Raw genomic sequence first — 24,725 nt, forward strand, 5'->3', positions numbered from 1 at the left:
CGATCGGAAGGCCGATATCGCGGCAAGCGAGGCGCCATGTCCAACACCTTTTCCATCGGCCTGTCCGGCCTGAACGCTGCCCAGCTCCGGCTCGACAGCGCCGCCCACAACATCGCCAACTCGCAAACGCCGGGGTTTCGACGCCAGCAGGTCGTGCAGCAGGCGCTGCCGGAAGGCGGCGTGCAGGCCGACATCGCGGCGTCGACGCAGACCGGCGGCTCGCTGGAAGCCGACGTCGTCGAGCAGGTGTCCGCCGCATACAGCTACAAGGCAAATCTGCGCACCTTGCAGGTGCAGGACGAGGTGCTCGGGTCATGGTTGGACGTCACTGCGTAACGTGACGACATATTTCTGTAGGTCACGTTTTCCTTTCTTAACGTCAACCAATCGCCACGATCTCCCGTTGTGGACACAAGCCGGGCGACAGCCGGGCCAGCTTCAGGAAGTCGGGCCGAACGACTTCCATCCAATCCGGGATACCACCATGACCAAGTCTCTGATCGTTGCCGCCGTCCTGTCCGCTTTCGCCGTGGGCTCGTTCGCTCAAGCTGCCTCGTCGGCCGATGCCGCTTCGGCACCCGCCAAGAAGGCCGCCCACAAGAAGCACCACAAGGCTGACAAGAAGGCCGAAGCCGCTGCACCGGCTGCTTCCGCCGCCAAGTAATCAGCCTCGGCTGAAACAGGAAAGCCGGGCTCGCCCGGCTTTTTTTCGGCTGGACATCCATGACTTCCGTCGCAGCGCACATCGACCCGCCGTGGCGGCTCAAGCTGAAGGCGAAGGGTTGTCAGGCAATGCCGGGCGCCCCTGTCGGATGACCCGCCACGCTGACACAGGGATTGGAGTTTTTCTGACCCCCTGCAACGAGGGGCCCCGACAGCGGAGTCGATGGCCAACGCCTAATCTTCACCCATCGAGTTTGGGCTTGTTGAGGTCGACGACCCCTCCCCAGGCAAGGTGCTCTACGGAGGCTGACATGAGCTCTACTTCGCAAATCGCCCGCTACGAAATCCGGTTCCAGTCGCTGTTCAACGAAGGCCGGGCGCTGGCCTTCCCCTGCGATGCCGACGGGCATGTGCAGATGGATACCCTCAGCGACCGAGCCCGCACGAACTACCTGTATGCCCGAGCCGTTGTCGGTCGCGAGTACGCGACGCCGGCGGTGATGCGCAGCGACCTGCACTGAGGCCGCCGCGCGGCGCGTGCCGCCATCACCCACGGCCAGACGACTACTTGCCGGCGATGCCGAGCAACTCCACCTCGAACTGCAGGGTGGCATTCGGTGGAATGACTCCCCCGGCGCCGGCCTCCCCATAGGCGATGGCCGGCGGGCACACCAGCAGAGCCTTGCCGCCCACCTTCATGCGCTGCACCCCTTCCGTCCAGCACTTGATCACCCGGTTCAGCGGGAACTCCGCCGGCTCCTTGCGGGCGTAGGAACTGTCGAACTCCTTGCCGTCGGCAAACGTCCCGCGGTAATGGACGCGGACACGATCCGTCGCCGCCGGGTTCGCCCCGGTCCCCTCCTTCAACGAGCGATACACGAGGCCGCTGGGCGTGACCAACGCGCCCTGCTGCTTGGCCGCGCTGGCGGCCAGGTCGGCCTGTGCGATGGCGGACAAGCTGATCAGGCAGGCCGCGAGGCCGATCAATGGTGTCTTCAAACCGTGACTCCCGAGGTCAATGTGGATGACCATCATCGCCGAAAGGCGGCATCGGTCCGGAGCATCGCTGCACTGAGACGCACTTGGAACAGAGGCTTACGACTCGTGTTGGGTCATGTCTTGTTCGACGGAAGCCCAGAGAGTCCCTCTCTATAGGGTGGGTACGTGGCGATGTGCCACGCCACACAGGCGGTATCTCAACTGCCTGTTCCTATCATGACGACAAGCTTCCTTACCTTCAGCGTTTCACTCGCCGCGACGGCTGCTGACCTGCGTGATGTCTGCAGCGTCCGGGCTCACGCCTATGGCCACCACGTTCCGCAGATGCAGGAGACCCTGGCCGTGCCCGACGCGACCGACGGCCAGCGCGGCACGGCGATCCTGCTGTGCCGCGACAAGGTCACCGGCTCGGCCATCGGCACCGCGCGGATCCAGCGCAACGTGGCGGCACCGCTGCAGCTGGAAGGCAGCGTGATTCTCCCTCGGTGGCTGGCCGACGAGCCGCGCGCCGAACTGACCCGCCTGGCCGTGTTGCCCGGGGTCGATCCGCAGACCCGGTTGATGCTGATGAAGGCGGCGTACCTGTATTGCCTGGCGAGCCAGGTCCGCTGGATGGTGATCGGTGCGCGCAGCAATGCGCTGATCAGGATCTACCAGGGCCTGGGCTTCATGGACGTGCTGGGGGCCGACGATCGCGTCCCGCTGGCCCATGCCGGCAACCTGCCGCATCGCATCCTGGCCTTCGACGTCACCGCCGCCGAGCGGACCTGGCTGGCGTCAGGCCATGGGCTGTATCCGTTCATGATCGAGACGTTCCACCCGGACGTGCACCTGTTCCCGAGAGAATCCATGCCGCCTCTTCATGGGGAGGTTCGTCAGGCGGCGTGACACCGGGAGTCGGCAAGGCGCCGCCCCACTGCGCCAGGACCTGCATCAATTCCTGGCGGTTGAAGGGCTTGGCGAGCAGATCGTCCATGCCGGCTTCGGCGCAGGCGCGCCGGTCCTCGTCGGTCGAGGTCGCGGTGATCGCGATGATCGGCACGCGGGGAAGGCTCAAGGTGTGTTCCTGAGCACGGATCTCGCGAGTGGCCGTCTGCCCGTCCATCGTCGGCATCTGGCAGTCCATCAGCACGAGGTCGGGCCGCTGCGATTCGCGCAGCGCCCGCCCGACGGCATCGTGCCCGTTGTTCACGCGCTCATGGGACAGGCCTTGCTGCTTGAGGTAGGCGCAGACGATCAGTGCGGACACGTCGTCGTCCTCGGCGACCAGCACGCGCCGCAGGTCGATCGCCGGCGCCGCCACCGATGCGCCGTCCTCCGTCTCGTCGGGTGCCGCGGTCGACGGAAGCCGGGCGCAGAACACGAACTGGGATCCGAGACCCGCCCTGCTGTGCACGCTGAGCGAACCGCCCATCGCTTCGGCCAGTTCGCGGGCGATGATGAGGCCGAGGCCGCCATGGTTGCGCGCCGGCGGATCGGTCTCGGAATCCAGTGCAGAGGGCGCGTCGAAGAGGTGGTCCTGGTCGGCCGGTGCGATGCCGGGGCCGGTGTCGATCACTTCGACCTCGACCATGTCCGGTGCGCTGCCGCGGGTCAGGTTCATTTCCACCCGGCCCTTCTCGGTGAACTTGACGGCATTGCCCAGCAGGTTGTGCAGCACCTGCCTGAAGCGGGCGGCGTCGCCGATCACCCAGCTCGGGCGCGGGAATGCATGCGACATCGAGAAATCGAGGCCCTTGTCGGTGGCGCGCAATGCGAACACGTCGGCCACCAGGCCTGCCTGCGTGACGATGTCGAACACCTCATGGCGGATCGGAAAGTGCCCGGTCTCGATGCGCGAGACGTCGATCAGGTCGTTGATCAGCCGGAGCAGGTGCGTGCCCGATGATTCGATCAGTTCGAGGCGGTGCTGCACCGCCGGCTCGCCGGCTTCGAGGTGGAGCAGCCGCGCGACGCCGAGGATGCCGTGCAGCGGTGTGCGCAGCTCATGGCTGATGTTGGCGAGGAACTGGGTCTTGACCTCGATCTGCCGTTGCGCAAGTTCGAGCGCAGCCGCCTTCTCGTGGGCCAGCGCCTGGGCCTCGAGCCGCAGCAGGATGCTGGCGGTGAGCCGCCGTTCAGCCCCGCGGGCCGTGAACAGTTGCAGTCCGAACAGCATCAGCAACCCGAGGCTGCCGACCACGCCGACCTGATCGGCCCGCAACGCGAGCCCGAGTGCCGTCGGCACCATGATCGGCCCGACATAGGCGGCCGTGGCCAGCAGCCTCGCCTGCAGCCCGAAAGTGGCCACGCAGGTCACGCAGGCCAACGCCGCGGCGACGAAGGACGAGACCTGCACCGGCTGGTGCATCAGCCACAGCCCGGCCAGGCCCCAGATGGCGCCATCGAGGGCGAGCAGCCCGTAGGTCAGTTGTCGCCAGCCGCGGGTGGCCGGCAGGCCGGCGCGTGCATGCTTGTGGGCTGACAAGATCCGCAATGCCGACACGCCGAGCTTGACGGCCATCCAGCCACGCACCCAGTCGATCGGGGTCGAGCCCGCCCAGTAGATGGCCAACAGCACCGCGAACGCGGTCGCGAGCAGGGTGCCAGCCCGCGTGTGGAGCAACACCATGCGCAACAGTTCGGCCGCGACGTGCTCGGCGTGGGCGGCGTCCAGCGGCGGTATCGGCCTGGGCTCGCCAGCGGTGCCCAGCCCCGGGACGTCTGCCGACATGCGATGTGGTGCCATGGGTGGTCTCCCTCGGCACGCAGTATGCGGCTGGGGCCGGCCGGTCGCTTCATTTCTGGACATACGTACACTCGTGGATGGCCTGCCCCCTCCCGATCCGATGACCATCCTGCTCGCCCCGATGGAAGGCTTGCTCGACTTCACGCTGCGCGACGTGCTCACGCGCGTCGGCGGCATCGACCGTTGCGTTTCCGAATTCATCCGCGTCACCGGCACCTTGCTGCCGGAGCGCGTCTTCCTGCGCATCGTTCCGGAGCTGCGCCATGGCGGGCGCACGCCCAGCGGCGTGCCGGTCAGTGCGCAGCTGCTTGGCTCCGACCCGGTGTGCCTGGCCGAGAACGCTGCGCGACTGGCCTCGCTCGGCCCGGCCGGCATCGATCTCAACTTCGGGTGCCCCGCGAAGGTCGTGAACCGCCATGGCGGCGGGGCCGCGCTGTTGCAGGATCCTGAGCTGCTGGGGCGCATCGTCGCGGCGGTGCGTCGGGCGGTACCGCGCGCGGTGCCGGTGACGGCCAAGATGCGCCTCGGCTTCGACGACGACCTGCGGGCCGTGGAGTGTGCGCAGGCCATCGCAGGCGCCGGCGCGGCCGAACTGGTCGTGCATGCCCGCACCAAGGCGCATGGCTACCGGCCTCCGGCCTACTGGGACCGGGTGCCTGCGGTGCGGGCGGCGGTGGCGATCCCGGTGATCGCAAACGGCGAGATCTGGACTGTCGACGATGCGCAGCGCTGCCGCGAGGTGTCGGGCTGCGATGCGTTGATGCTCGGCCGCGGGATGGTCGCGAATCCGGGCCTGGCGTGCGCCATCGCGCGCCCTGGCACCTCGCTCGGCTGGGCGCAGTTGCTGCCGCTGATGACGCACTTCTGGGAGCTCGTGTGCGGGCATGTCGAACCGCGCCATCGGGCCGGCCGGCTGAAGCAGTGGCTGAACTACCTGCGCCGCCGATACCCCGAGGCGGAAGACGCCTATCAGCGGGTGCGCACCGTCAACGACCCCGACCTGCTCGAGCTGCAACTGCAACAGTGGGTCCGCTCCAGTCACACAGCCGTACACGCGCGACATCAGGCCTTTACAGAGGTGCCCGCATAATCGTCCGACTCCATTCAAGGATCCTGCCCCGTGAAAAGACCGACCCGTGCCCTGTTGATCGCCGCCCTCGTGCTTCCGTTGCTGCAAGCCTGCGGCGGCAACAGCGAAGAAGACCAGGGCTCGGTGCGCCTGGTCAACGCCACCACCGACTTCGCGCTGCTGGATGCCTACCGTGACGACTCGGGCATGGTCAACAGCGTGGCCGCCGGGTCCGCCAGCGGCTATGCCAACCTCGATGAGGACGACTACACCTTCAAGATTTCCCAGACCGGCTCCGGCGTCACGGCCGCGAGCGTGGGTGCCTCGGTGTCGGCCGGCTCCCATTACGCACTGCTCGCCTATGCGAGCGGCTCGGCACTGCAGGTCAGCTACCTGACGGAGGATGAAGGCGATCCGAATTCGGGCCAGGCCAAGCTGCGCTTCATGAACACGGCCGGTCTCGAAGCCGGTGCTGTCGACGTGTATGTCGGCCACGCCGAGTGCAATGCGCTGGGTACCACCGCCGTTGCCGCCGCCAGCGCGCTGTCGACCTCGACCCCGTTGGCGCCAACCGGCTACACCGCGTTCGCCGCCGGCACGTACCATGTGTGCGTGACGTCTACCGGCAACAAGACTGACGTGCGGATGGACATCCCGGCCTTGACGCTCGGCGACAAGCAGATCTCCACGCTGGTGCTGACCCGCAGCAGTGGAGGCGTGCTGGTGAACGGACTGGTCGTCAACCAGCAGGGCGCCGTGACGCCGAGCGCCAACCTGTCGACCCGCGTGCGGGTGGTTGCCAACACGTCGGTGGCGACCGACATGGTCAATGTCGTGGTCAACGGCACCACCGTCGGCAGCAACCTTTCGGCGGGCACGATCAGCAATTACAGGGCGGTGAAGGCCGGCACCTTGGCTGTCACGGTCAATGGTGCCGCCGTCAACATCGGGACCGCGACCGCGCCGTCGGGCGGCGACCTGACCCTGCTGTTGACGGGCGACGTGGCATCGCCAACGCTCTCGGTGATCACTGACGACAATACGCCGTCGACCAGTGTCTCGCAGCCGGTCAAGCTGCGGCTGGTCAACGGCGTCAACGGCCTGCCGGGCAGCGCGACGCTGACGCTCGACGGCGAGGTGATCGGCGATGACGTGACATTCGGCGCGGCCTCGATGCCGGCGACGGTGGCCGCCAGCGAAAGCCTGGCCGCGATCGTTGCCAGCAGCGGATCGACCTTGCTCTGGCAGGTGGACAAGCAGCTGCTGTCGAGCGGGAAGGTCTATACCCTCTTCCTGCTGGGCAACACCACGACAGTGAACTCCGCGAGCCGGCTGCGCACCGACCGCTGAGGCGCGGCGCACTCAAGGGTTTCCCCCTCGGCATCCCACCGGCTCCAGGGGGATGTTTCGACAGTCGGCACGCGTATAGTCGATCGCATCCGGAGGGTGCGGCGATGTTGTTGCAGCGCGCGTTCAAGGCCGTTGATGTCCTGATGGTCGAGGACAACCCGGGCGATGTTCGCCTGACACGCGAAGCACTGCGCCGCAACGGGAACGACCTGCGCCTGCACCATGCCGAAGACGGCATCTCCGCGATGCAGTTCCTGCGCCGCGACGCCCCCTACGACGCCGCACCGCGGCCGGACCTGATCCTGCTCGACCTGAACCTGCCGCTGATGGGCGGCCGCGATGTCCTCGCGGCCATCAAGTCCGATGCGGCGTTGCGGTCCATCCCGGTGATCGTGCTGAGCACTTCGCAATCGGACGACGACGTGGCCCACGCCTACGACCTGCAGGCGAACTGCTTCATCACCAAGCCCGCCGACCTGCACGAGTTCAACCAGGTCATCCGCAACATCGAGCGCTTCTGGTTGCAGACCGTGTGCCTGACCGGGCGTGGAGGCGCGACATGAGCAGCCTTCGGGTGCTGCTGATCGAGGACAGCCCCGGCGACGCTCGCCTGATCAAGGACATGCTTTCGCTGTCGCGCACCGATGACTTCACGCTGAGCTGGTGCGAAACCCTGGATGCCGGCGCCCAGGCGCTGGCGGAGCGCTCTTTCGACGTGGTGCTGCTCGACCTCGGCCTGCCTGGCACCTGGGGCATCGAGACGATGCGGCAGTTGCTGGCACGGCCGGTGAAGGTGCCGGCGCTGGTGGTGATGAGCGGACTCAGCGACGAGGCGGTCGCATTGGAGGCGATCCAGTCCGGTGCGCAGGATTACCTGGTCAAGGGCGAGGTCACCGCGGAGTTGCTGTCGAGGGCGATTCGCTATGCGATCGGACGCCGGCAGGCCGAGGACCTGGTCCGGGCCCACACCGCCGAACTGGTGATCGCCCGTGACCGCGCGGAGGTGGCCAACCGGGCCAAGAGCGCGTTCCTGGCGGCGATGAGCCACGATCTGCGAACGCCGCTCAACGGCGTGCTGGGCTTTGCGCAACTGTTGCAGCGCGACAAGAACCTGACGCAGCGTCAGCAGGCGGGCGTGAACGCGATCCGCCAGAGCGGCGAGCACCTGCTGACGCTGATCAACGACATCCTCGACCTGGCGAAGATCGAGGCCGGCAAGTTCGAGCTGTGCCCGACGGTGTTCGATCTGGCTCGCTACCTCGATGGCCTGGTCGAGCTGATGGGGGTCAGGGCAAGGCAGAAGCCGGCCTTGCAGCTCGGTGCCGACTTGTCGAGCGGCCTGCCCGCGACGCTGCGTGCGGACGAGAAGCGGCTGCGGCAGGTGCTGCTGAACCTGCTCGACAACGCCGTCAAGTTCACCGAGCGCGGCGCGGTGACGCTGCGTGTGGGGCCGAGCGGGGCGCATGCGCTGCGCTTCGAGGTGCAGGACACCGGCGCAGGCATGGACGCCGCGCAGCTGTCACGGCTGTTCCAGCCGTTCGAGCAGGTGGGTGGGCTGGAGGATCGAAATCGTGGCACCGGGCTGGGCCTGGCGATCAGCCGGCAGTTCGTGCGCCTGATGGGCAGCGAGATTCACGTTCAGAGTGCGAAGGGAGAAGGCACGCGATTCTGGTTCGACCTGGCGATGGATGCCGTGGCTGGAGAAACGCCTGCCGCCGAATCGGCCCGCGGCTGCGTGATCGGCTACGCCGGGCCGCGCCGAAAGATCATGGTGGTCGACGACGTGGCGACCAACCGCGCTTTGCTGTTCGACATGCTGGACAGCCTCGGCTTCGAACTCTGCGAAGCCGGCGATGGCGCCGAGGCCCTGGCGCGGCTGGAAAGCAGCGCCCCCGACCTGATCCTGCTCGACATTCTGATGCCCCACGTCGGCGGGCTGGAAACCCTGGACCGGCTGCGCCGGACCCGGAGTCAGGTGTTCGTGATCGCGATCTCGGCGAGCGCTTCGATCGAGGACAAGGAACGCAGCCTGGCGGCCGGCGCCAATGCGTTCCTGACGAAGCCGATCAACCTGCAGGCCCTGATGGACCAGATGGGCGCGCTGCTGAACCTGGCGTGGATCCAGGAGGCCGGCGCGACACCATCGGCGTAGAGCCCCAGGGGTTCTCAGCGAAGGATGTTCTGCGTGCGGGCGACGGCCTCGGTCCGGTTGCGAACGTTCATCACCTTGAAGATGCGCGACAGGTAGTTGCGCACCGTGTTCGGCGAAATGTTCAGTTCGGTCGAGATGCGCTTGTTGGGCATGCCCTGGCAGACGCATTTCAGCACGGCCGCTTCGCGCGGCGCGAGGTCGTAGGCCGCGGCGAGGTTCTCTTCGGCGTAGGTGTGCTCGCTGGCCTCGATGTCGGAGGCGCCGGCGACATGCGTCATCTCGTCCTCGGTCGGCATGTACTTGTTGCCGCCGAGCAGCGAGGTCACCGCTTGCAGGATGTCGACCGCCGAGCGCGATTTGGGAATGAAGCCCGAGACGCCCACCGCCACCGCGCTCGACACGAAGCGCCGGGTGGTGTGCGTCGAGAACACCGCGATCGGCGGGCATGCCGGCAGCCTGCGCAGGAACACCACGCCGTTCAGGCTCGGACCGATGGGTGACGAGATGCCGAGCAGCACCAGGTCCACGGTTTCGTTCGAAAGGATGTTGCGCGCTGTCTGGAAATCGCCCGCGGCCAACGTGATCACCGGCCGCTCGAGCTTGTTCAGCAACAGGCTCACGGCGTCTCTGACGATCTCGTGGTCATCGACGATCAGAATCCTTGCTATTCCACTACTGCTGGTCATATCTGCCTCGATGTTGAAAGATGAGAGTCCGGTCCCTGGATCTTGGCGTGATGCCACCGTGCGGGGGCGTCAACTTGTAGGTTCAGGCGTGAGCCCTGATGCCGATGTTGGAACTGCCATGTGCAGGCAGCATGGGTGCTTCGTGCATGTTGTCTGCACATCCTGCGCCGCTTGTCTCTGAACGCTTGTGCGATGTGCCTGTGGCTTGCTCGCGCAGCACCGACAGCAAGGTGATGGACGGTCCGGAGATCTTGCCGCGCAGGCTCGCGGGGTCGTGCGCCTTGCTGGCTTGCCGGGCGCGAAGAATGTCTTCACGGCGGCGGGCCAGTGCGAGTTCGCTCTGCAGCAGGTCGATCTGGCTGTTGGCGTGCTGGAGGAACTCGCTGGTGGCGGCGCGTTGGGCGTCGAACTGGCGGCGCAGCAGCGACAGTCGGCGATCGAAGCACCGGCGGGTCTGCCACCAGATGGCGACCAGGGTCGGAAGGAGAAGCAGGCTGGCGGGCAGCAGCGTCGGCATGCTGGCCAAGGGGTTCGGAGAAAAATCCATGGTCTTTCCCGTTCGGTGCGAAGGACACTGGGGTTCAGCGGCCTTCAGGGTTGCGGTCTTCGGTGCGGTGAATGATCTCGATCCCGGCTGCGTTTGGCTATGGACGAATGCCGCGTCTGGTTCAGGTCAAAGTCAACAAATGCCAACTGCAATCGGTCACTGAAAAGGCACAAGGGTCTGGTTGAACTATCGATCGATTTGACCGCGAGCTCGATGAGCCCTTTGTCAACAATTGACAAGTGACCGGTGTCGTTTTGGCTGGGCCGGCGACACCGCCGGCGAGCGGTCGATCAGGTGTCGTCGCGCATCGCGCTGCGCACCAGCTGCAGTGCAGCCTTGGACTGGAACTGCTCTGCCAGGCGCTGCAGGCGCAGCGCGAAAGGGCGGCACGCGTCGGAGCTGGCTGCCAGCTCGGCGGCTTGCGCGGCAAGATCCTGCATGTTGCCGAACTCGGCCAGCCGCAGCAGCACTTCGAGTCGAGCGCGATCGGGCACTTCGCCGGATGCGGCGTCGCCGCTCGCATCCTCCGGCGAGGCACGCTGCGCGCTGTCGATTTCAAGCCACTCCAGCTGCAGCAGGCGGCCGATGGCGTTGATCAGGGCCGTCAGCGTGAACGGCTTGGGCAGGAAGGCATCGGCGCCGACGTCCAGCGTGTGCTGGTGGTCCGACGCCGAGGCGCTGGCCGAGATCGCGATGATGCGCACGTCGCGCAGCATCGGCATTTCGCGAATGCGCTGGGTGGTCTCGAAACCGTCCATCACCGGCATCACGCTGTCCATCAGGATCAGGTCGGGTCGGTGTTCGAGCGCGACCTGCAGCCCCGCGGCGCCGTCGGGCGCTTCGAGCATCTCGAATCCCTTGGCGCTCAGGAACGTGATCAGCGGCCTGCGATTGGCTTCGGTGTCGTCGATGACCAGCAGCTTGCGCGGCGGTCCGCGGTAGCCGGCGATGGTCTGGGCCATGCGGTCCAGCGCGGCTGTCGTGGTGAGGGCGGTCTGTTCGAGCGGCAGGTCGAGCTCGAAGCAAAAGTGGCTGCCATGCCCGATCCGGCTGCTGACGATGATGTCGCTGCCCATCAGCGCCACCAGCTGGCGGCTGATCGCCAGGCCCAGCCCGGTGCCGCCGAAGCGGCGCTGCACGTCGGCGGCCTGCTCGAAGGGCCGGAAGATGGCGCCCAGCTTGTCCGGATCGATGCCGATGCCGGTGTCGTGGATCTCGAAGCGCAGGCGGACTTCCTTCATGCTGCGGTGCGTCTCGTGGATCACCAGGGCGACTTCGCCGGCATCGGTGAACTTGACCGCGTTGCTCAGCAGGTTCAGCAGGATCTGGCGCAGCCGCGTGCTGTCCACCGAGACGGTGGTGCTCTCGCTGCTGTGGTCCTCGAAACGGAACCTCAACGCCTTTTCCTGGACCCGGATGCGGATGATGTCGGTGATCGCGCTGAGGAAGGTCTTCAGCATCACCGGCTCGGGGAAGAGTTCGAGGCGACCGGCCTCGATGCGCGACAGGTCGAGCAGGTCGTTGATCAGCAGCAGCAGGTGCTCCGCGCTCTGCTGGATGGTCCGCACGCCCTGCAGCTGTTCCCTGTCGAGCCGCGGATCGATCTGGAACAGCTGCGCGTAGCTCATGATTGCGTTCAGCGGCGTACGCAGTTCGTGGCTCATGTTGGCCAGGAAGCTGCTCTTGGCCCGGTTGGCGACCTCGGCCGATTCCTTCGCGGCGCGCAGCTCGGCGGTGCGCTCGCGCACGGTGATCTCGAGGTTGGTCTGGTTGAGCTGCAACTGCCCCAGCATCGCGTTGAACTGCTCGACGAGGTCGCCCAGTTCGTCCCGGCTGCGCCGCAACACACGGCGCGGCGGCAGCCCCTGATGGATGTCGCGCGCGACGCGGGCGAGGTCTTCGATCTGCGACAGGCTCGCATGGAGCAGCACGGTCGCGAAGATCAGCCCGATCGCGAGCGAGGCGCCCAGCGCGCTGAGCAGCGGCAGCGACTGCCGCTGCCACTGCGACACCGCCGTCGGTGCGACGCCGAACAGGCGCAGCTCGCCGGTGCGCACGCCGTCGAGCATGACGTCCAGCGAGACGGTCAGCGTCATGCCTTCCGGGCCGGGCTGCGGCTGCGGCGCGGCATACGAGGCGAACAGCCGCCCGCGTGCATCGTAGAGATCGGCGCGGGTGGCGGCGGTCTGGCCGCGCAGTGCCGACAGCGTCTCGCCGGCCGCTGCCGCGTTGCCGAAGGCCAGCGCGGCGGCCGTGCCCTCGGCCATCACGGCGGCCAGCGCCTGCATCTGCTGGCGCGCCGCGAGCTGCTGCTCGGCGATCTGCCGCCCGACCTGCCAGCTGCCGAGGGCGAGCAGCCCGCAGGCCAGGCTCACCGCGAGCAGCAGGACCGTCTTGCGGCGCAGCGGCAGGTGCTGGCGACCGAACCAGCGAGTCGCCCGGACGAGCCAGTTTCTCGAGGCGATATGCAGTCGTTGCATCACGGCGCCTTGTCTTGGTTGACGGAGCGGGCGAGCCGCAGCAGTTGCGGCGACAGCACCAGCCGGGCACGCTCGGCCTGCGCGAGGTTGATGTCGAACTGCATGCGCTGGTCGCCGGTGAACAGCCGGATCGTCCCGCCGCTGCCCAGGAACATCGGGTCGTCGCCGACGGTCAGCACCGGCAGCGATGCGACGGATTGCAGCAGCGCGCTGCGGTTTTCGGCCGTGCCCGAGACGTACAGCAGGTCGCAGCGGGCGGCGTCGGTTGCGCCGGCGGCGATGCGGCGCAGCCGCACGGGCCGCCCGCGCACCATCGTGTTGTCCGCCGACGAGAACGCCTCGTACAGCGAATCGCCGGCAGACACGCAGAGCCGGAACGAATCGGCCGGGGCGCCTTCAGGCCAGGCCGTGTAGCGCGCGAAGTTGAGGGTGAATGCGACGCGGATCACGTCGATGCGGGCGGTATCGACCTGTGCCGTCAGGCTGCCCAGAGGAAGGCTGCACAGGACGGCGGCCAAGCCGCGTCGCAGGATCTGCGCCGCGGTGTCGAGGAAGGTGGCGTGGTTCAGCAGGCGTCCCGGCAAGGCAGCATCGAAGGCCATCGTGGGGGGCCATCTTGCCATGGGGAAGCCCGTATCGCCGTGGCCATCGCATCACGGCTGCGCCAGGCTGCCGACATGCGGCGAGAGCGTGAAATGGAAGGTCGTTCCCTCGCCTGGCAGCGAGCTCACCCAGATGCGCCCGCCGTGGCGTTCGACGATCTTCTTGCACAGCGTCAGCCCGATGCCGGTGCCGTCGTACCGCGAGCGGCTGTGCAGCCGCTGGAACAGCACGAAGACCCGCTCGAAGTGGGCCGGGGCAATGCCGATGCCGTCGTCGCTGACGGTGAAATGCCAGGCATCGCCGTCGTGCCGGACGCCGACATGCACCTTCGGGCCCGGACCGCTGCGGAACTTGATCGCGTTGCCGATCAGGTTCTGGAACAGCTGCACCAGCTGGGTCTGGTCGGCCGCCACCACCGGCAGTTCGTCATGCGTCACGACGGCCTGGCTCTCCTCGACGGCGACGTGCAGGTTGCGCAGCGCGAGTTCGAGCACCTCGGTGCACGGCGTCTGCTGCAGAGGCCGTTCCTTGCTGACCAGGCGCGAGTAGTGGAGCAGGTCGTTGATCAGCTTCTGCAGCCGTTTCGCGCCGTCCACCGCATAGCCGATGAACTCGCGGCCGTCGTCGTCGAGCCGGTCCTGGTAGCGCTCCTCGACCAGCTGCAGGTAGCTCGCGATCATCCGCAGCGGCTCCTGCAGGTCGTGGGAGGCCACATAGGCGAGTTGCTCCAGCTCGATGTTCGAGCGTCGCAAGGCCGCCTGCGTCAGCTCGTGGGCCGCGATCTCCTCGCGCAGACTGGCGTTGCGGGCCTCGACGCGGCGCTGCAGCTGGTGCAGCGTCAGGTGCAGCCGCATGCGGGCGATGACCTCCGCGACGTCGAGCGGCTTGGTCACGTAGTCGACTGCACCGACCGAGAAGCCGGTGAGCTTGTCGGGCGTCTCCGCGAGCGCCGTCATGAAGATCACCGGGATGTGGCTCGACGCCGGGGAGGCCTTCAGCCGGCGGCAGGTCTCGAAGCCGTCGAGCCCGGGCATCATCACGTCGAGCAGGATCAGGTCCGGATGGACCAGCGCGGCGCGTTCGATCGCGTCCTCGCCGTCCTGCGCGACGGCGACGCGGTAGCCGTGGTGCGTCAGGAAGCGGGCGGCAGCTTCCAGGTTCGCCGGCAGGTCGTCGACCACCAGGATCGTCTGCGCGCCCGGCGACGCGTCATCGGCGTCGTGCGGCGGTGTCTGGGTTCGCGGCGGCTCGTGCAGTGTCATGGCGCTCACAGGGTGGCTCCGGCAGGGGCATCGGCAGCGTGCGCATCGATGCGGAAGGTTTCGACATGCGAGCGCAGCGCGTCGGACGAGGTGCGCAGCGAGCGCACCGCCTCGGCCGTCCGGTCGATCCGGCCGGTGCTCTGCTGCGCGCCTTGTTCCAACGACACCAGCGCGGCGTCGACGTTGCCGATGCAACGATTCTGCTCGTCGGCGGCGTTCGAGATCGATCCGAGCAAGCCCGTCAGCTGTTGCGCGTTGGCGACCAGCTCGTTCATCTTCAGGCTCGCGTCGCTGCTGATGCGCGTGCTGCTCTCGACCCGCTGCACATTGGTGTCGATCAGGCCGCGGATCTCGCGTGCGGCCGACGCCGAACGATCGGCCAGCGTGCGCACCTCGGCCGCCACCACCGCGAAGCCCTTGCCGGCCTGTCCGGCGCGGGCCGCCTCGACGGCCGCATTCAACGCCAGCAGGTTGGTCTGGAACGCGATCGTGTCGACGACGCGCGTCACGTCGGCGATCGTGGTCGACAGTTCCCGCAGCTCGGCCATCGTCTGCACCTGGCTTTGCACCGCATGCTGGCCGGCATGCGCGGCCTGCACGTTCGCATCGCACAGGCGGGCCGCGGTGTCGACCACCGTGCGGGTGTGCCCCGCGGCGCGCGAGATCCGCTGCATCGCGCTCGCGCATTGCTGCATGTGGCCGAGCGATTCGACGTTGCCGGCCACCAGCTGGCGGGCATGGCCTTCGAGGCGGGCGCTGGCGTCGAGCACGTGGCCGCTCACGCGGCGCACGTCGCCGACGATGCCCGAGAACGACTGCTGCAGTGCCTTTGCGGCGGTGATGAGGCGCGCCGCTTCGTCGGTGCCCCAGGCCGTCGGCGCGCCGGTCAGGTCGCCATGCTGCATGCGCGCCATGTGGCGGGCGATCACCTCGAGCCCGCCCTGGGTGGCCAGGCGGAACGACCAGAACAGGTAGGCGGCGAGCAGCAGGCTGCCCAGCAGCATCGAGATCACGGTGTTGCGGCGCACGCCGGTGTCGTGCAACCGTTGCTGGAGCATCCGTTCGGTGGCCGACAGTGCCTGCCCGTTCAAGGCCCAGTAGCCGTCGAACGCGCGCGTGCCGGCCGCCTTGAAGCGTGCCGCGTCGCCCTTGACCGCAGGGCCCAGCAGGTAGCGGCGCGACAGCCCGCGCAGCTCGGAGGCGCCGGGCATGGCCTTGTCGACGCCGAGTTCGGCGCGCAACGGCTCGCTCAGCCTGAAGGCCTTGTCGAGGTGGTCGGACACCTGGGCCTCGAGGTACTCCATCACCGGCAACGCGTCCGACAGCAGACGTTGCTGCGGCGCGGAAATCTCGCCGGCCGCCAGGGCCTGGCTGCCCAGCGACAGCGCCTGTCCGATCCGGTCGGCCAGTTCCGGCACGGCGGCCACGGCACCGGCGACGATGCGGCCGGTGGTCAGGTCGGGGTCCTGCGACAGGCCGGACTGCTCCATCACGATCCGCACCAGCGCCTGCTGGTCGGCGACCAGCTGCGTGTAGCGTTCGTACAGTTCGGTCGCGTCGGCGCCGCGCGCCGGCGCGGCCGGCAGGTCGGCGGCCAGGGCCTGGAACGGTGCGGCCGCGTCGAAGACGTCGGCCATGGCCCGGTGCTTAGCCTGCAGCCGTGCATGCAGTTGCCGGTAGTCCTCCTGGTCCTTCGACCAGCTGCCGGCCGCGTCGAGCCCGGCCGCCTGCATCGCGCGCAGGCGCTGGGCCTGCGTGAATTGAACCAGCGGCAGCGCGTCGCGCAGGTAGCGCAGGCCGTGCAGCTCGCGCTCGGTGGCGACCGACGCGGCGGCCATGTCGCGCAGGTAGACGGTGCCGAGCATCGTGATCGGCACCATGAACACCGCCGAGATCATCAAGGCCTTGGCGTTGAAGGACAGGTGGCGGAACAGGCGGACACCGGGCGCCCAGACGCCGTGGTAGCGGAAGAACTCCAGCACCCCGCCCGGTGGCGCGGCATGCCTCGACACGGCGCGCTGCTCGGCAGGGCGGACCGACGCTGGCAGGCCGTCGGCGGTGGCGGGTGTCGCGGATGACATGGGTACTGCTTCCTGTTCCAGGGGATCACGCGTCGGAACATTTGTGTTGCCGACTGTTGACAAATATCGCCGCCCGCGACGCTTTGGTGAACGCTTCATTTGTCAACGAATGACAACTGACGGAACCGTCGCCGCGCTGGACGGCCAGTTGGCAGTTGTTGACAAAGCAGGGGTCCGTTTGGCGCGCACGGCGACGAAAACCGGTTCACATTTCCGTCGCACGTTGTTCCCCCAAAGAAAGGAATTCATCATGAGCTGGATGCGTCCGTGGGCCCTGGCCCTGTGTCTGTCGACCCTGGGATGGGGCGCTGCCGAGGCGGTCGACGACCCGCAGATGGCGACGCCGCAAGACCGGCAGTGGCTGCTGCCCGACCTGCCGCCGCACCCCGACGACAACGTGCCGAGTGCCGCCCGCGTCGAACTCGGCAAGATGCTGTTCTTCGACGCCCGCCTGTCGTCGGAGCGCAACCTGTCGTGCGCCGGTTGCCACAGCCCGCTGTATGGCTGGTCCGACGGCCTGGGCACGGCGAAGGGCTTCCGCAGCAAGGTGCTTGGCCGGGCGTCGCCGACCATCGTCAACGCTGGCTACAACACCATCCAGATGTGGGACGGCCGCCGCGCGACGCTGGAGCACCAGGCGATGGGACCGATGGAATCGATGGACGAGATGGCGATGAACCTCGACGCGCTGTTCGCGTGGCTGGCCGTCAACCCGGCCTACCGGGCCGCATTCGCCGCGGCCTACCCGGGCGAGCCGATCGACAAGACGACGACCTCGAAGGCGATCGCGGCGTTCGAGCGCACGGTGGTCAGCAACGATTCGCCGTTCGACCGCTGGCTGCGCGGCGATCGCCTTGCAATGACGGCCTCGCAGGTGAAAGGCTTCCGGCTGTTCACCGACCCGAACAAGGGCAATTGCGCCGGCTGCCACCAGGCGCCCAACTTCACCGACAACGGCTTCCACAACATCGGCCTGGCCTCGTACGGCCAGGAGAACCCCGACGTCGGCCGCTTCGCGATCAAGCCGGTGCCGTCGCTGAAGGGAGCGTTCAAGACGCCGACGCTGCGCGACGTGGCGCTGACCGCGCCGTACTTCCACGACGGGTCCGCGACGACGCTGCTGGAGGTCGTTGCGCACTACAACCGCGGCGGTGCGGTCCGCACCAACGTGTCGGCGAGCGTGAAGCCGCTGTCGCTGTCGAACGACGAGATGCGCGACATCGTCTCCTTCATGGAGGCGCTGACCACGCCGGCCAGGCCGTTCACGCTGCCCCGGTTGCCTGCCAACTGAACGCCGAGGAGTCTTCCATGCAGTTCCCGCAGTTCCATTCCAGGAGGGCAGCCGCCGGCGCCGTCGTCGCGACGGCCGCCTGCCTGTTCGCCGCCCTGCCGGCGCAGGCGGCCGAGCATGTGCTGGTGCAGAAGGGCAAGGCGTTCTCCGTCAAGAAGCTCCAGGTGAAGGTGGGCGACACCGTCAAGTTCGTCAACGAGGATCCGTTCGCGCACAACGTGTTCTCGCTGTCCGATGCGAAGAGCTTCGACCTCGGCTCGTTCGGGCAGGGCGGCTCGAAGACGATCACGTTCGACAAGCCCGGCACGATCGAGGTCGAGTGCGCGGTCCACCCGGACATGCGCATGGTGATCGAGGTCGGCAAGTGAGGCCCCACGACAGCCGGGCGCTGTGGATCGGGGTGCTGGTCCTGGCGTGCCTGCTGAGCTGGGTCGGTGGCGTGCATGCGCAGGACGCCGCCCACCCGAAGCGGAACGCGCCGATCCCGTTGAGCCGCGCGGCGTCGGTGCCGGCCGACGGCCCCACGCTGCCGCGCGACAGCCGCGAGGCGGCGGTGTTTCGCGGCGGGCTGGTGTTCGCGAACTACTGCGTCACCTGCCACGGCATCAACGCCGACGGCAATGGCCGGGCGGCCCGCCTCTACGACCCGCGACCGGCCAACCTGCGGGTCACGGACAAGAACGACGCCTACCTCGGCCTGATCGTCAAGCTGGGCGGGCAGGCGATGGGTCGCTCGCCGTTCATGCCGCCGTGGGGCGCCGAGCTGACCGAAGAGCAGATGCGCGACATCGTCGCCTACGTGCGCTCGCTGAACCTGCGGGCCGACGCGACGCCGTAGCGTTGACATGCGTTTGCGGCCTGGGCGCCGGGCCGCCACGGGCCACGAAGGGCCCCTTCGTGGCCCAAGCCGGCACGCATCACCCTCGGGGATCGGTCGACGTACCCGTCGAACGACGGGTCGTCCTCCTCAGCCCTGCGCCCAGAACACTGCGAACCAGCCCTGCGGGTCGGTCCAGTGCTGCATCTGGCGGAAGCCCGATTCGCGCAGCAGCGCCTCGAAATCCGGCACCGTGTACTTGTACGAGCTTTCGGTGTGGATGCGCTCGCCGGCCCCGAAGTGCCGCGTGTGCCCGGCCCAGCGCACATCGAGCTCGCGCACGGCCTGCAGGTGCATCTCGACGCGCGACAGCTCGGTGTCGAAACGGGCCACGTGCTGCCAGTCGGGCAGTTGGAAGTCGGTGCCGATGCGCCGGTTCAGGTGCGGCAGCAGGTTGCGGTTGAACGCCGCGGTGACGCCGAGCGCATCGTCGTAGGCAGCTTCCAGCAGGTGTGCCGGCTTCACCAGGTCGATGCCGATCAGCATGCCGCCGCCGCGCGCCTGTTCGCGAGCGCCGGCCAGCAGCCGCGACGCCTGCTCCGGCGTGAAGTTGCCGATGCTCGAGCCGGGGTAGAAGAACACCGGCCGGTCGCGCAGCAGCTCGGTCGGCAGCACCAGCGCATTCGCGAAGTCCATGCCGAGGCCGGTGACGTTCAGCGCCGGGTGGGCACGCTGCACGCCGGCCAGTGCTTCGCGCAGGAAGTCGACCGAGATGTCGATCGCGACATAGCGCGACGGCTTGAACTCGGGGAACAGCCGCACCGCCTTCGCGCAGTTGCCGGCGCCCAGGTCGATCAGCGTCATGCCGCGGCCGATCGCGTCGGCCATCTCGCCGGCGTGCCGCTCGAAGATGGCGGCCTCGGTGCGCGTCGGGTAGTACTCCGGCAACTCGGTGATCGCCTCGAACAGGTGCGAGCCCAGGCTGTCGTAAAAATACTTGGGTGCCACTTCGGCCCGTGCCTTCAGCAACCCGGCCGTCACCTCGGCCAGCGTCGCCGTCTCGGGCGGCAGCTTGTTCTGCATGAACTGCGGCTGCAACGGTGCACCGCGGCTCGGCAGGCCGACCAGTGCGGGGCGGCGGCCAGCGCCGCCGGGGGGCGTATCACGGCGGGAATCTCTCAATGCCAACAACGGGTCCATGCAGGTCTCCTCGGGGGTGGGGGGCATCTTGCCGGATGCCCCCGAAGTTTGTCGACCGAAGGCCGTAGGACTTACAGCCGTCGAGGTGTAGGAATGCGACGCCTGGACCCACTCCGCGGCGCAGCCATAATCCGGGCCGGGCCGTTGCTCGTGAACCTCACCTGGAAGCGCATTCGATGCAGATCGGTTTTTCCATCAACGAAGTGCTTTGCCTGCTGAGCCTCGCCACCGGCGCCTGCTGGTTCGCGTGGCGCCGCCGCCTCGCGCGCTTGCCCGCGCCGACGCGCAAGCCGCTGTGGGTCAGCTTCGGCGCTGAGCTGTTCTTCGTGGTGGCGCTGATGTTCACCTGCCGCGTCGCGGTGGCCGACTGGCCGAAGGTGCCGTCCGGCTCGATGGAGCCGACGCTGCGGGTCGGCGACTACCTGCTCGTCAACCACCTGGCCTATGGCCCGCGCCTGCCGTTCACCAACACCGCGATCGAGTTCGGCAAGCCGCAGCGCGGCGACGTCGTCGTGTTCCGCTTCCCGCGCAACGTCTCCGAGTTCTACGTGAAGCGGCTGATCGGCATGCCCGGCGACGTGGTGCGCTTCCAGGACGGCGCGGTCAGCATCAACGGCGCGCCGTTCCAGGTCGAGCCGGTCAGCGATGGCAGCGAGACCGGCGTGCGCGAGGAAGACCGCGGCCAGTGGCTGCAGAACGAATCGCTGCCCGGGCGCGACCACCTCATCAAGATCAACCCGTTCGTGATGGGCAGCATGCAGGTCGACCTGCAACAGCCCGAGCTCGGCCGGCACTGCGTGAACGAACGGCGCGGCGCCTGGCACTGCACGGTGCCGCCGGGCCAGTACATGATGCTGGGCGACAACCGCGACAACTCCGAAGACTCCCGCCGCTGGGGCTTCCTGCCGCATTCCGAGGTGTATGGCAAGGCGGTGCGCGTGCTGTTCAACCTGTCCGACATGTCCCGCTTCTGGACTCCGCTGTGAGCGCGCCTGTGCAGACTGCTTCATCGACCGATCTGCAAGGCAAGCGCATCGTGCTCGGCCTGACCGGCGGCATCGCCTGCTACAAGGCCGCGGAGCTGACGCGCGCGCTGGTGAAGGCCGGCGCATCGGTGCAGGTGGTGATGACCGAGGCGGCCGAACAGTTCATCACGCCGGTCACGATGCAGGCGCTGTCGACGCGGCCGGTGTTCACCAGCCAGTGGGATGCGCGCGAGGCCAACAACATGGCCCACATCAACCTGACGCGCGAGGCCGATGCGGTGCTGATCGCGCCAGCCAGCGCCGATTTCATCGCGCGGCTGGTGCAGGGTCGCGCCGACGACCTGCTGAGCCTGCTGTGCCTCGCGCGGCCGATCGAGCGCTGCCCGCTGCTGGTGGCGCCGGCGATGAACCGCGAGATGTGGGCGCACCCGGCGACGCAGCGCAACCTGGCGCAGCTGCGCGCCGACGGCGCCACCGTGCTCGGCCCCGGCAACGGTGACCAGGCCTGCGGCGAGATCGGCGACGGCCGCATGCTCGAACCGCTGGAGCTGCTGGAGGACGTGGTGTCGTTCTTCGCGCCGAAGCACCTGCGCGGGCAGCGCCTGCTGATCACCGCCGGGCCGACCTTCGAGCCGATCGATCCGGTGCGCGGCATCACCAACCGTTCCAGCGGCAAGATGGGTTTCGCGATCGCCCGCGCTGCGCACGAGGCCGGGGCCGAGGTCACGCTGGTGGCGGGCCCGGTGCACCTGCCGACGCCGCGCGGCGTGCGACGCATCGACGTGCAGACCGCGCAGCAGATGTTCGACACGGTGCTGCCGCTCGCGGCGCAGCACGGCGTGTTCGTCGCGACCGCGGCGGTGGCCGACTGGCGCCCGGCCTCGCTGTCGGACCACAAGATCAAGAAGAACGGCAGCAAGGTCGCGCCGACCTTCGAGTTGACCGAGAACGCCGACATCCTGGCCGCCGTCGCGAAGCTGCCGGACCGGCCGTTCTGCGTCGGCTTCGCGGCCGAGAGCCACGACCTGGCGAAGCACGCCCGCGAGAAGCTCGAGCGCAAGAACGTGCCGCTGGTCGTCGGCAACCTCGGGCCGGCCACCTTCGGGCGCGACGACAACGCGCTGCTGCTGGTCGACGCCCGGGGTGAACGCCAGTTGCCGCATGCCGACAAGCTGACGCTCGCGCGCACGCTGGTGCAGGAGATCGCGGTGCGGCTGGCTTCCTCCTCTTCCGTTTCCAACCCCCGACCCGCATGACCCCGATCGATCTGAAGGTGCTCGACCCGCGCATGGCCGAGCAGCTGCCCACGTACGCGACCCCCGGCAGCGCCGGCCTCGACCTGCGCGCCTGCCTCGACGCGCCGCTGGTGCTCGAGCCCGGCCAGACGCAGCTGATTCCCACCGGCCTGGCGATCCACGTTGCCGACCCCGGGCTGGCGGCGATCATCCTGCCGCGCTCCGGGCTGGGCCACAAGCACGGCATCGTGCTCGGCAACCTGGTCGGGCTGATCGATTCCGACTACCAGGGCCCGCTGATGGTGAGCTGCTGGAACCGCGGCCAGGCGGCCTTCACGATCGCGCCGATGGAGCGCATCGCGCAGCTGGTGATCGTGCCGGTGGTGCAGGCGAGCTTCCGGGTGGTGGACGAATTCGGCGCGTCGGATCGCGGGGCAGGCGGCTTCGGCTCGACCGGCAAGCACTGATTCTCCACGGCGCCGCGAAATCTTCGCGGCGGCCGGCGGCGCGTTTACCGACCCGCAATAAACTCGTCGAAATGCTTTGATAGGCTAAGCATCTCGACCCGTCCTGCGAAGGCATCGCCCCGCCGTGGCCTCTCCTGCCAAGCCCGCCAAGCCAGAACCGACCGCTCCGCTGCCCGACGCCAGCCGCGTCGCCGCCGAGGTATTGAGCGTCGTCCCCGACGTGATGAACGCGATCCGCATGGGCATGCGCGGCAACCTGGATGCCGGGCTGTCGGTGCCGCAGTTCCGCTGCCTGGGCTTCATCGGCCGGCATGCCGCCTGCTCGATCAGCGACGTGGCCGGCTTCCTCGGCGTCACGCTGGCCACCGCGTCGTCGATGGTCGACCGGCTGGTCCGTGCCGACTACGTGTCGCCCACCACCGCGCAGGCCGACCGCCGCCGCACCGAGCTGCGGCTCAGCGCCGAAGGCAAGTCGCTGCTCGACGGCATCCGCCGCGGCGCCCGCGCCGACCTCGCGAAGACGCTGTCCGACGCCAGCCCGGCGGACCTGGCGGTCGTGATGCAGGGGCTGGCCATCCTGAAGGCCAGGTTCGTCCATGACTGAGACCGCACCCACCGCGCCCCCGTCCGCCGCGCGCATCGAGGCCGTGGCCGCGGCGCGCCGGCGCTTCCGCCGCCTGTTCGGCGCGGTGATGCTGCCGATGTTCCTGGCCGCCGTCGACCAGACCCTGCTCGCCACCGCGACGCCGGTGATCAGCCGCGAATTCGGCGGGCTGCGCGACACCTCGTGGCTGGCCGTCTCGTACCTGCTGGCGTCGGTGATCGTCGTGCCGCTGTACGGCCAGCTCGGCGACCAGTTCGGCCGCCGCAAGCTGCTGTCGCTGGCCACCGCCGTGTTCGCGCTCGGCTCGCTCGGCTGCGGCCTGGCGACCGGCCTGTGGTGGCTGGTCGCCGCACGCACGCTGCAGGGGCTGGGCGGCGGCGGGCTGATGACGCTGTCGCAGGCGCTGATCGGCGAGGTCGTCTCGCCGCAGCGGCGCGCGCGCAGCCAGGGCTGGTTCGCGATCGTCTTCACGCTGGCCAGCGTCGGCGGACCGGTGATCGGCGGGCTGGTGGTGCACCACGCCAGCTGGCGCTGGCTGTTCCTGGTCAACCTGCCGCTGTGCGCGCTGGCGCTGTGGCGGCTGCATGCGCTGCGCGCCGACGACGTGCTGCACGAGCGCAAGGGCCCGCCCGACCTGCAGGGCATGCTGCTGTTCGCGCTGGCGATGGGGCTGAGCCTGTTCTGGCTGTCGTCGGCCGGGCACCGCTTCGACTGGCTCTCGGCCACCAGCGCCACCCTGCTGGCGGCCACCGCGGGCCTGTGGGCGCTGCTGCTGCGTGTCGAGCGCCTGTCCGCGCGACCCTTCCTGCCGATCGAGCTGGTGCGGCTGCCGCCGGTGCGCTACGCGGTGCTCACCGTTGTCGGCTTCGCGTCGGCGATGTTCGCGATGGTGTTCTACCTGCCGATCTACCTGCAGCTGTCGCTGCATGCCGACGCCGCCGAGGCCGGCCTGCTGCTGCTGCCGCTGACGGCCGGCATCGTCGGCGGCGCGACGCTGACGTCGCGGCTGATCGTCTGGACCGGCCGCCCGACGGCGATCCCGGTCGGCGGCCTGCTGCTGGCCGCCGCCGGCCTGCTCGGCATGGCGCTGCTGCCGCCCGACAAGCGCATGCTGATCGCGCTCGGCTTCGCCACCGGGCTCGGCCTGGGCAGCGTGATGTCGGTGATGCAGATCGTGACGCAGACGGCTTCCGGCCCGGCGCGGCTGGGGGCCGCGGCGGCCACGATGTCGCTGGCGCGCACGCTCGGGTCCTCGATCGGCGCGAGCGCATTCGGCGCGCTGATCTTCGGGTTGATGGGGAGCAGCGACGCGCTGCATGCGGCGCAGGATCCGCATGCGCAGCAGGACCTGCGCATCGCGTTCGAGATCGGCTTCGCCTGCGCCGGCGCCGTCTGCGTGCTGGCCGCGTGGGCCGCCAGCCGGGTGCCGCCGCTTCGTTTCGATGCCTCGGCCCCGGGCCGCGCCGACCTGGCCGACTGATTCGACGATGACGCTGACGACTTTG

25 protein-coding genes are annotated in these 24,725 nt (G+C 68.5%); 16 read left to right on the top strand and 9 right to left on the bottom strand.

Annotated elements, in window-relative coordinates; genetic code table 11:
* Positions 1-36 precede the first annotated feature (36 nt).
* The 3 genes from FHT26_RS07690 to FHT26_RS07700 all read left to right on the top strand — a co-directional run bounded on the left by FHT26_RS07690 (position 37) and on the right by FHT26_RS07700 (position 1,184).
* Positions 37-336: a flagellar basal body protein gene (locus FHT26_RS07690; RefSeq protein ID WP_168559552.1), complete on the top strand. Its 300-nt coding sequence runs from the start codon at positions 37-39 to the stop codon at positions 334-336.
* 148 nt (positions 337-484) lie between these two features.
* Positions 485-664 (top strand): hypothetical protein, encoded by a 180-nt coding sequence (locus FHT26_RS07695; protein WP_056820257.1) that lies wholly within the window; start codon positions 485-487, stop codon positions 662-664.
* Between the two features lie 310 nt (positions 665-974).
* The gene (locus tag FHT26_RS07700) at positions 975-1,184 is read left to right on the top strand and encodes a hypothetical protein (protein ID WP_056811413.1); all 210 of its coding nucleotides are present in this window, start codon (positions 975-977) and stop codon (positions 1,182-1,184) included.
* Between the two features lie 43 nt (positions 1,185-1,227).
* Here FHT26_RS07700 and FHT26_RS07705 read toward each other — a convergent pair whose 3' ends face one another.
* Positions 1,228-1,695, bottom strand: coding sequence for an FKBP-type peptidyl-prolyl cis-trans isomerase (locus FHT26_RS07705; RefSeq protein WP_168559673.1), 468 nt, complete (start codon positions 1,693-1,695; stop codon positions 1,228-1,230).
* Positions 1,696-1,878: 183 nt separating this feature from the next.
* On the opposite strand from FHT26_RS07705, the gene FHT26_RS07710 reads away from it, so the two are divergent.
* A complete protein-coding gene (locus FHT26_RS07710; RefSeq protein ID WP_168559553.1) occupies positions 1,879-2,550 on the top strand; it encodes a hypothetical protein in 672 nt (223 codons plus the stop codon).
* On the opposite strand, the gene FHT26_RS07715 is transcribed toward FHT26_RS07710, so the two are convergent.
* Positions 2,462-4,534: a response regulator gene (locus FHT26_RS07715; protein WP_168559554.1), complete on the bottom strand. Its 2,073-nt coding sequence runs from the start codon at positions 4,532-4,534 to the stop codon at positions 2,462-2,464. The two genes, FHT26_RS07710 and FHT26_RS07715, sit on opposite strands and share 89 nt — an antisense overlap.
* Between FHT26_RS07715 and FHT26_RS07720 the strand changes: the two genes are divergently transcribed.
* The 4 genes from FHT26_RS07720 (at position 4,491) to FHT26_RS07735 (ending at position 8,961) form a co-directional block, all read left to right on the top strand.
* Complete coding sequence (locus tag FHT26_RS07720) at positions 4,491-5,480, top strand: tRNA dihydrouridine synthase (RefSeq protein ID WP_168559555.1); 990 nt, start codon at positions 4,491-4,493, stop codon at positions 5,478-5,480. The genes FHT26_RS07715 and FHT26_RS07720 overlap by 44 nt on opposite strands.
* A gap of 30 nt (positions 5,481-5,510) precedes the next feature.
* Positions 5,511-6,809 (top strand): DUF4397 domain-containing protein, encoded by a 1,299-nt coding sequence (locus tag FHT26_RS07725; protein WP_168559556.1) that lies wholly within the window; start codon positions 5,511-5,513, stop codon positions 6,807-6,809.
* A 104-nt stretch (positions 6,810-6,913) separates the two neighbouring features.
* On the top strand, positions 6,914-7,372 hold the full coding sequence (locus FHT26_RS07730) for a response regulator (RefSeq protein ID WP_168559557.1): 459 nt from the start codon (positions 6,914-6,916) through the stop codon (positions 7,370-7,372).
* Positions 7,369-8,961, top strand: a complete 1,593-nt coding sequence (locus FHT26_RS07735; RefSeq protein ID WP_168559558.1) for a hybrid sensor histidine kinase/response regulator — start codon at positions 7,369-7,371, stop codon at positions 8,959-8,961. The genes FHT26_RS07730 and FHT26_RS07735 overlap by 4 nt, the downstream gene beginning before the upstream one ends.
* 14 nt (positions 8,962-8,975) lie before the next feature.
* Here FHT26_RS07735 and FHT26_RS07740 read toward each other — a convergent pair whose 3' ends face one another.
* From FHT26_RS07740 to FHT26_RS07765, 6 genes are all read right to left on the bottom strand, one after another.
* Positions 8,976-9,647, bottom strand: a complete 672-nt coding sequence (locus tag FHT26_RS07740) for a response regulator transcription factor (protein ID WP_282597146.1) — start codon at positions 9,645-9,647, stop codon at positions 8,976-8,978.
* 82 nt (positions 9,648-9,729) lie between these two features.
* Positions 9,730-10,194 (bottom strand): hypothetical protein, encoded by a 465-nt coding sequence (locus FHT26_RS07745; RefSeq protein ID WP_168559560.1) that lies wholly within the window; start codon positions 10,192-10,194, stop codon positions 9,730-9,732.
* 290 nt (positions 10,195-10,484) lie between these two features.
* Entirely contained in the window at positions 10,485-12,674 is a 2,190-nt protein-coding gene (locus FHT26_RS07750; RefSeq protein ID WP_168559561.1) for an ATP-binding protein, read from the bottom strand.
* Entirely contained in the window at positions 12,674-13,276 is a 603-nt protein-coding gene (locus FHT26_RS07755) for a YfiR family protein (RefSeq protein ID WP_168559562.1), read from the bottom strand. The genes FHT26_RS07750 and FHT26_RS07755 overlap by 1 nt, the downstream gene beginning before the upstream one ends.
* A 51-nt stretch (positions 13,277-13,327) precedes the next feature.
* Positions 13,328-14,539, bottom strand: coding sequence for a sensor histidine kinase (locus tag FHT26_RS07760; protein ID WP_168559674.1), 1,212 nt, complete (start codon positions 14,537-14,539; stop codon positions 13,328-13,330).
* Between the two features lie 5 nt (positions 14,540-14,544).
* Entirely contained in the window at positions 14,545-16,620 is a 2,076-nt protein-coding gene (locus FHT26_RS07765) for a methyl-accepting chemotaxis protein (protein WP_168559563.1), read from the bottom strand.
* 250 nt (positions 16,621-16,870) lie between these two features.
* Here FHT26_RS07765 and FHT26_RS07770 point away from each other — a divergent pair, with 250 nt between their 5' ends.
* Genes FHT26_RS07770 through FHT26_RS29500 form a run of 3 tightly spaced genes read left to right on the top strand, consistent with a single transcriptional unit; the run spans position 16,871 to position 18,749 of the window.
* A complete protein-coding gene (locus FHT26_RS07770) occupies positions 16,871-17,911 on the top strand; it encodes a cytochrome-c peroxidase (RefSeq protein WP_168559564.1) in 1,041 nt (346 codons plus the stop codon).
* Positions 17,912-17,928: 17 nt separating this feature from the next.
* Positions 17,929-18,279, top strand: coding sequence for a cupredoxin domain-containing protein (locus tag FHT26_RS07775; RefSeq protein ID WP_168559565.1), 351 nt, complete (start codon positions 17,929-17,931; stop codon positions 18,277-18,279).
* On the top strand, positions 18,276-18,749 hold the full coding sequence (locus FHT26_RS29500) for a c-type cytochrome (protein WP_210427285.1): 474 nt from the start codon (positions 18,276-18,278) through the stop codon (positions 18,747-18,749). The genes FHT26_RS07775 and FHT26_RS29500 overlap by 4 nt, the downstream gene beginning before the upstream one ends.
* Positions 18,750-18,878: 129 nt before the next feature.
* Here the strand turns inward: FHT26_RS29500 and egtD are convergent, their stop codons facing one another.
* A complete protein-coding gene (gene egtD, locus FHT26_RS07785) occupies positions 18,879-19,928 on the bottom strand; it encodes an L-histidine N(alpha)-methyltransferase (protein ID WP_246867766.1) in 1,050 nt (349 codons plus the stop codon).
* A gap of 176 nt (positions 19,929-20,104) precedes the next feature.
* On the opposite strand from egtD, the gene lepB reads away from it, so the two are divergent.
* The 5 genes from lepB to FHT26_RS07810 all read left to right on the top strand — a co-directional run bounded on the left by lepB (position 20,105) and on the right by FHT26_RS07810 (position 24,700).
* Positions 20,105-20,914 carry a signal peptidase I gene (gene lepB / locus FHT26_RS07790; RefSeq protein ID WP_168559566.1) on the top strand — a complete coding sequence of 270 codons (810 nt, stop codon included), beginning with the start codon at positions 20,105-20,107 and terminating at the stop codon, positions 20,912-20,914.
* Positions 20,911-22,170 carry a bifunctional phosphopantothenoylcysteine decarboxylase/phosphopantothenate--cysteine ligase CoaBC gene (gene coaBC / locus FHT26_RS07795; RefSeq protein ID WP_349238106.1) on the top strand — a complete coding sequence of 420 codons (1,260 nt, stop codon included), beginning with the start codon at positions 20,911-20,913 and terminating at the stop codon, positions 22,168-22,170. The genes lepB and coaBC overlap by 4 nt, the downstream gene beginning before the upstream one ends.
* Positions 22,167-22,616, top strand: coding sequence for a dUTP diphosphatase (gene dut, locus FHT26_RS07800; RefSeq protein WP_168559567.1), 450 nt, complete (start codon positions 22,167-22,169; stop codon positions 22,614-22,616). Before coaBC ends, dut begins: the two co-directional genes overlap by 4 nt.
* A 124-nt stretch (positions 22,617-22,740) precedes the next feature.
* Positions 22,741-23,220, top strand: coding sequence for a MarR family transcriptional regulator (locus tag FHT26_RS07805; RefSeq protein ID WP_168559568.1), 480 nt, complete (start codon positions 22,741-22,743; stop codon positions 23,218-23,220).
* The gene (locus tag FHT26_RS07810; RefSeq protein WP_168559569.1) at positions 23,213-24,700 is read left to right on the top strand and encodes an MFS transporter; all 1,488 of its coding nucleotides are present in this window, start codon (positions 23,213-23,215) and stop codon (positions 24,698-24,700) included. Before FHT26_RS07805 ends, FHT26_RS07810 begins: the two co-directional genes overlap by 8 nt.
* Positions 24,701-24,725: the final 25 nt, after the last annotated feature.

The sequence above is a fragment of the Rhizobacter sp. SG703 genome (assembly GCF_012275445.1).
GTDB lineage: Bacteria > Pseudomonadota > Gammaproteobacteria > Burkholderiales > Burkholderiaceae_C > Rhizobacter.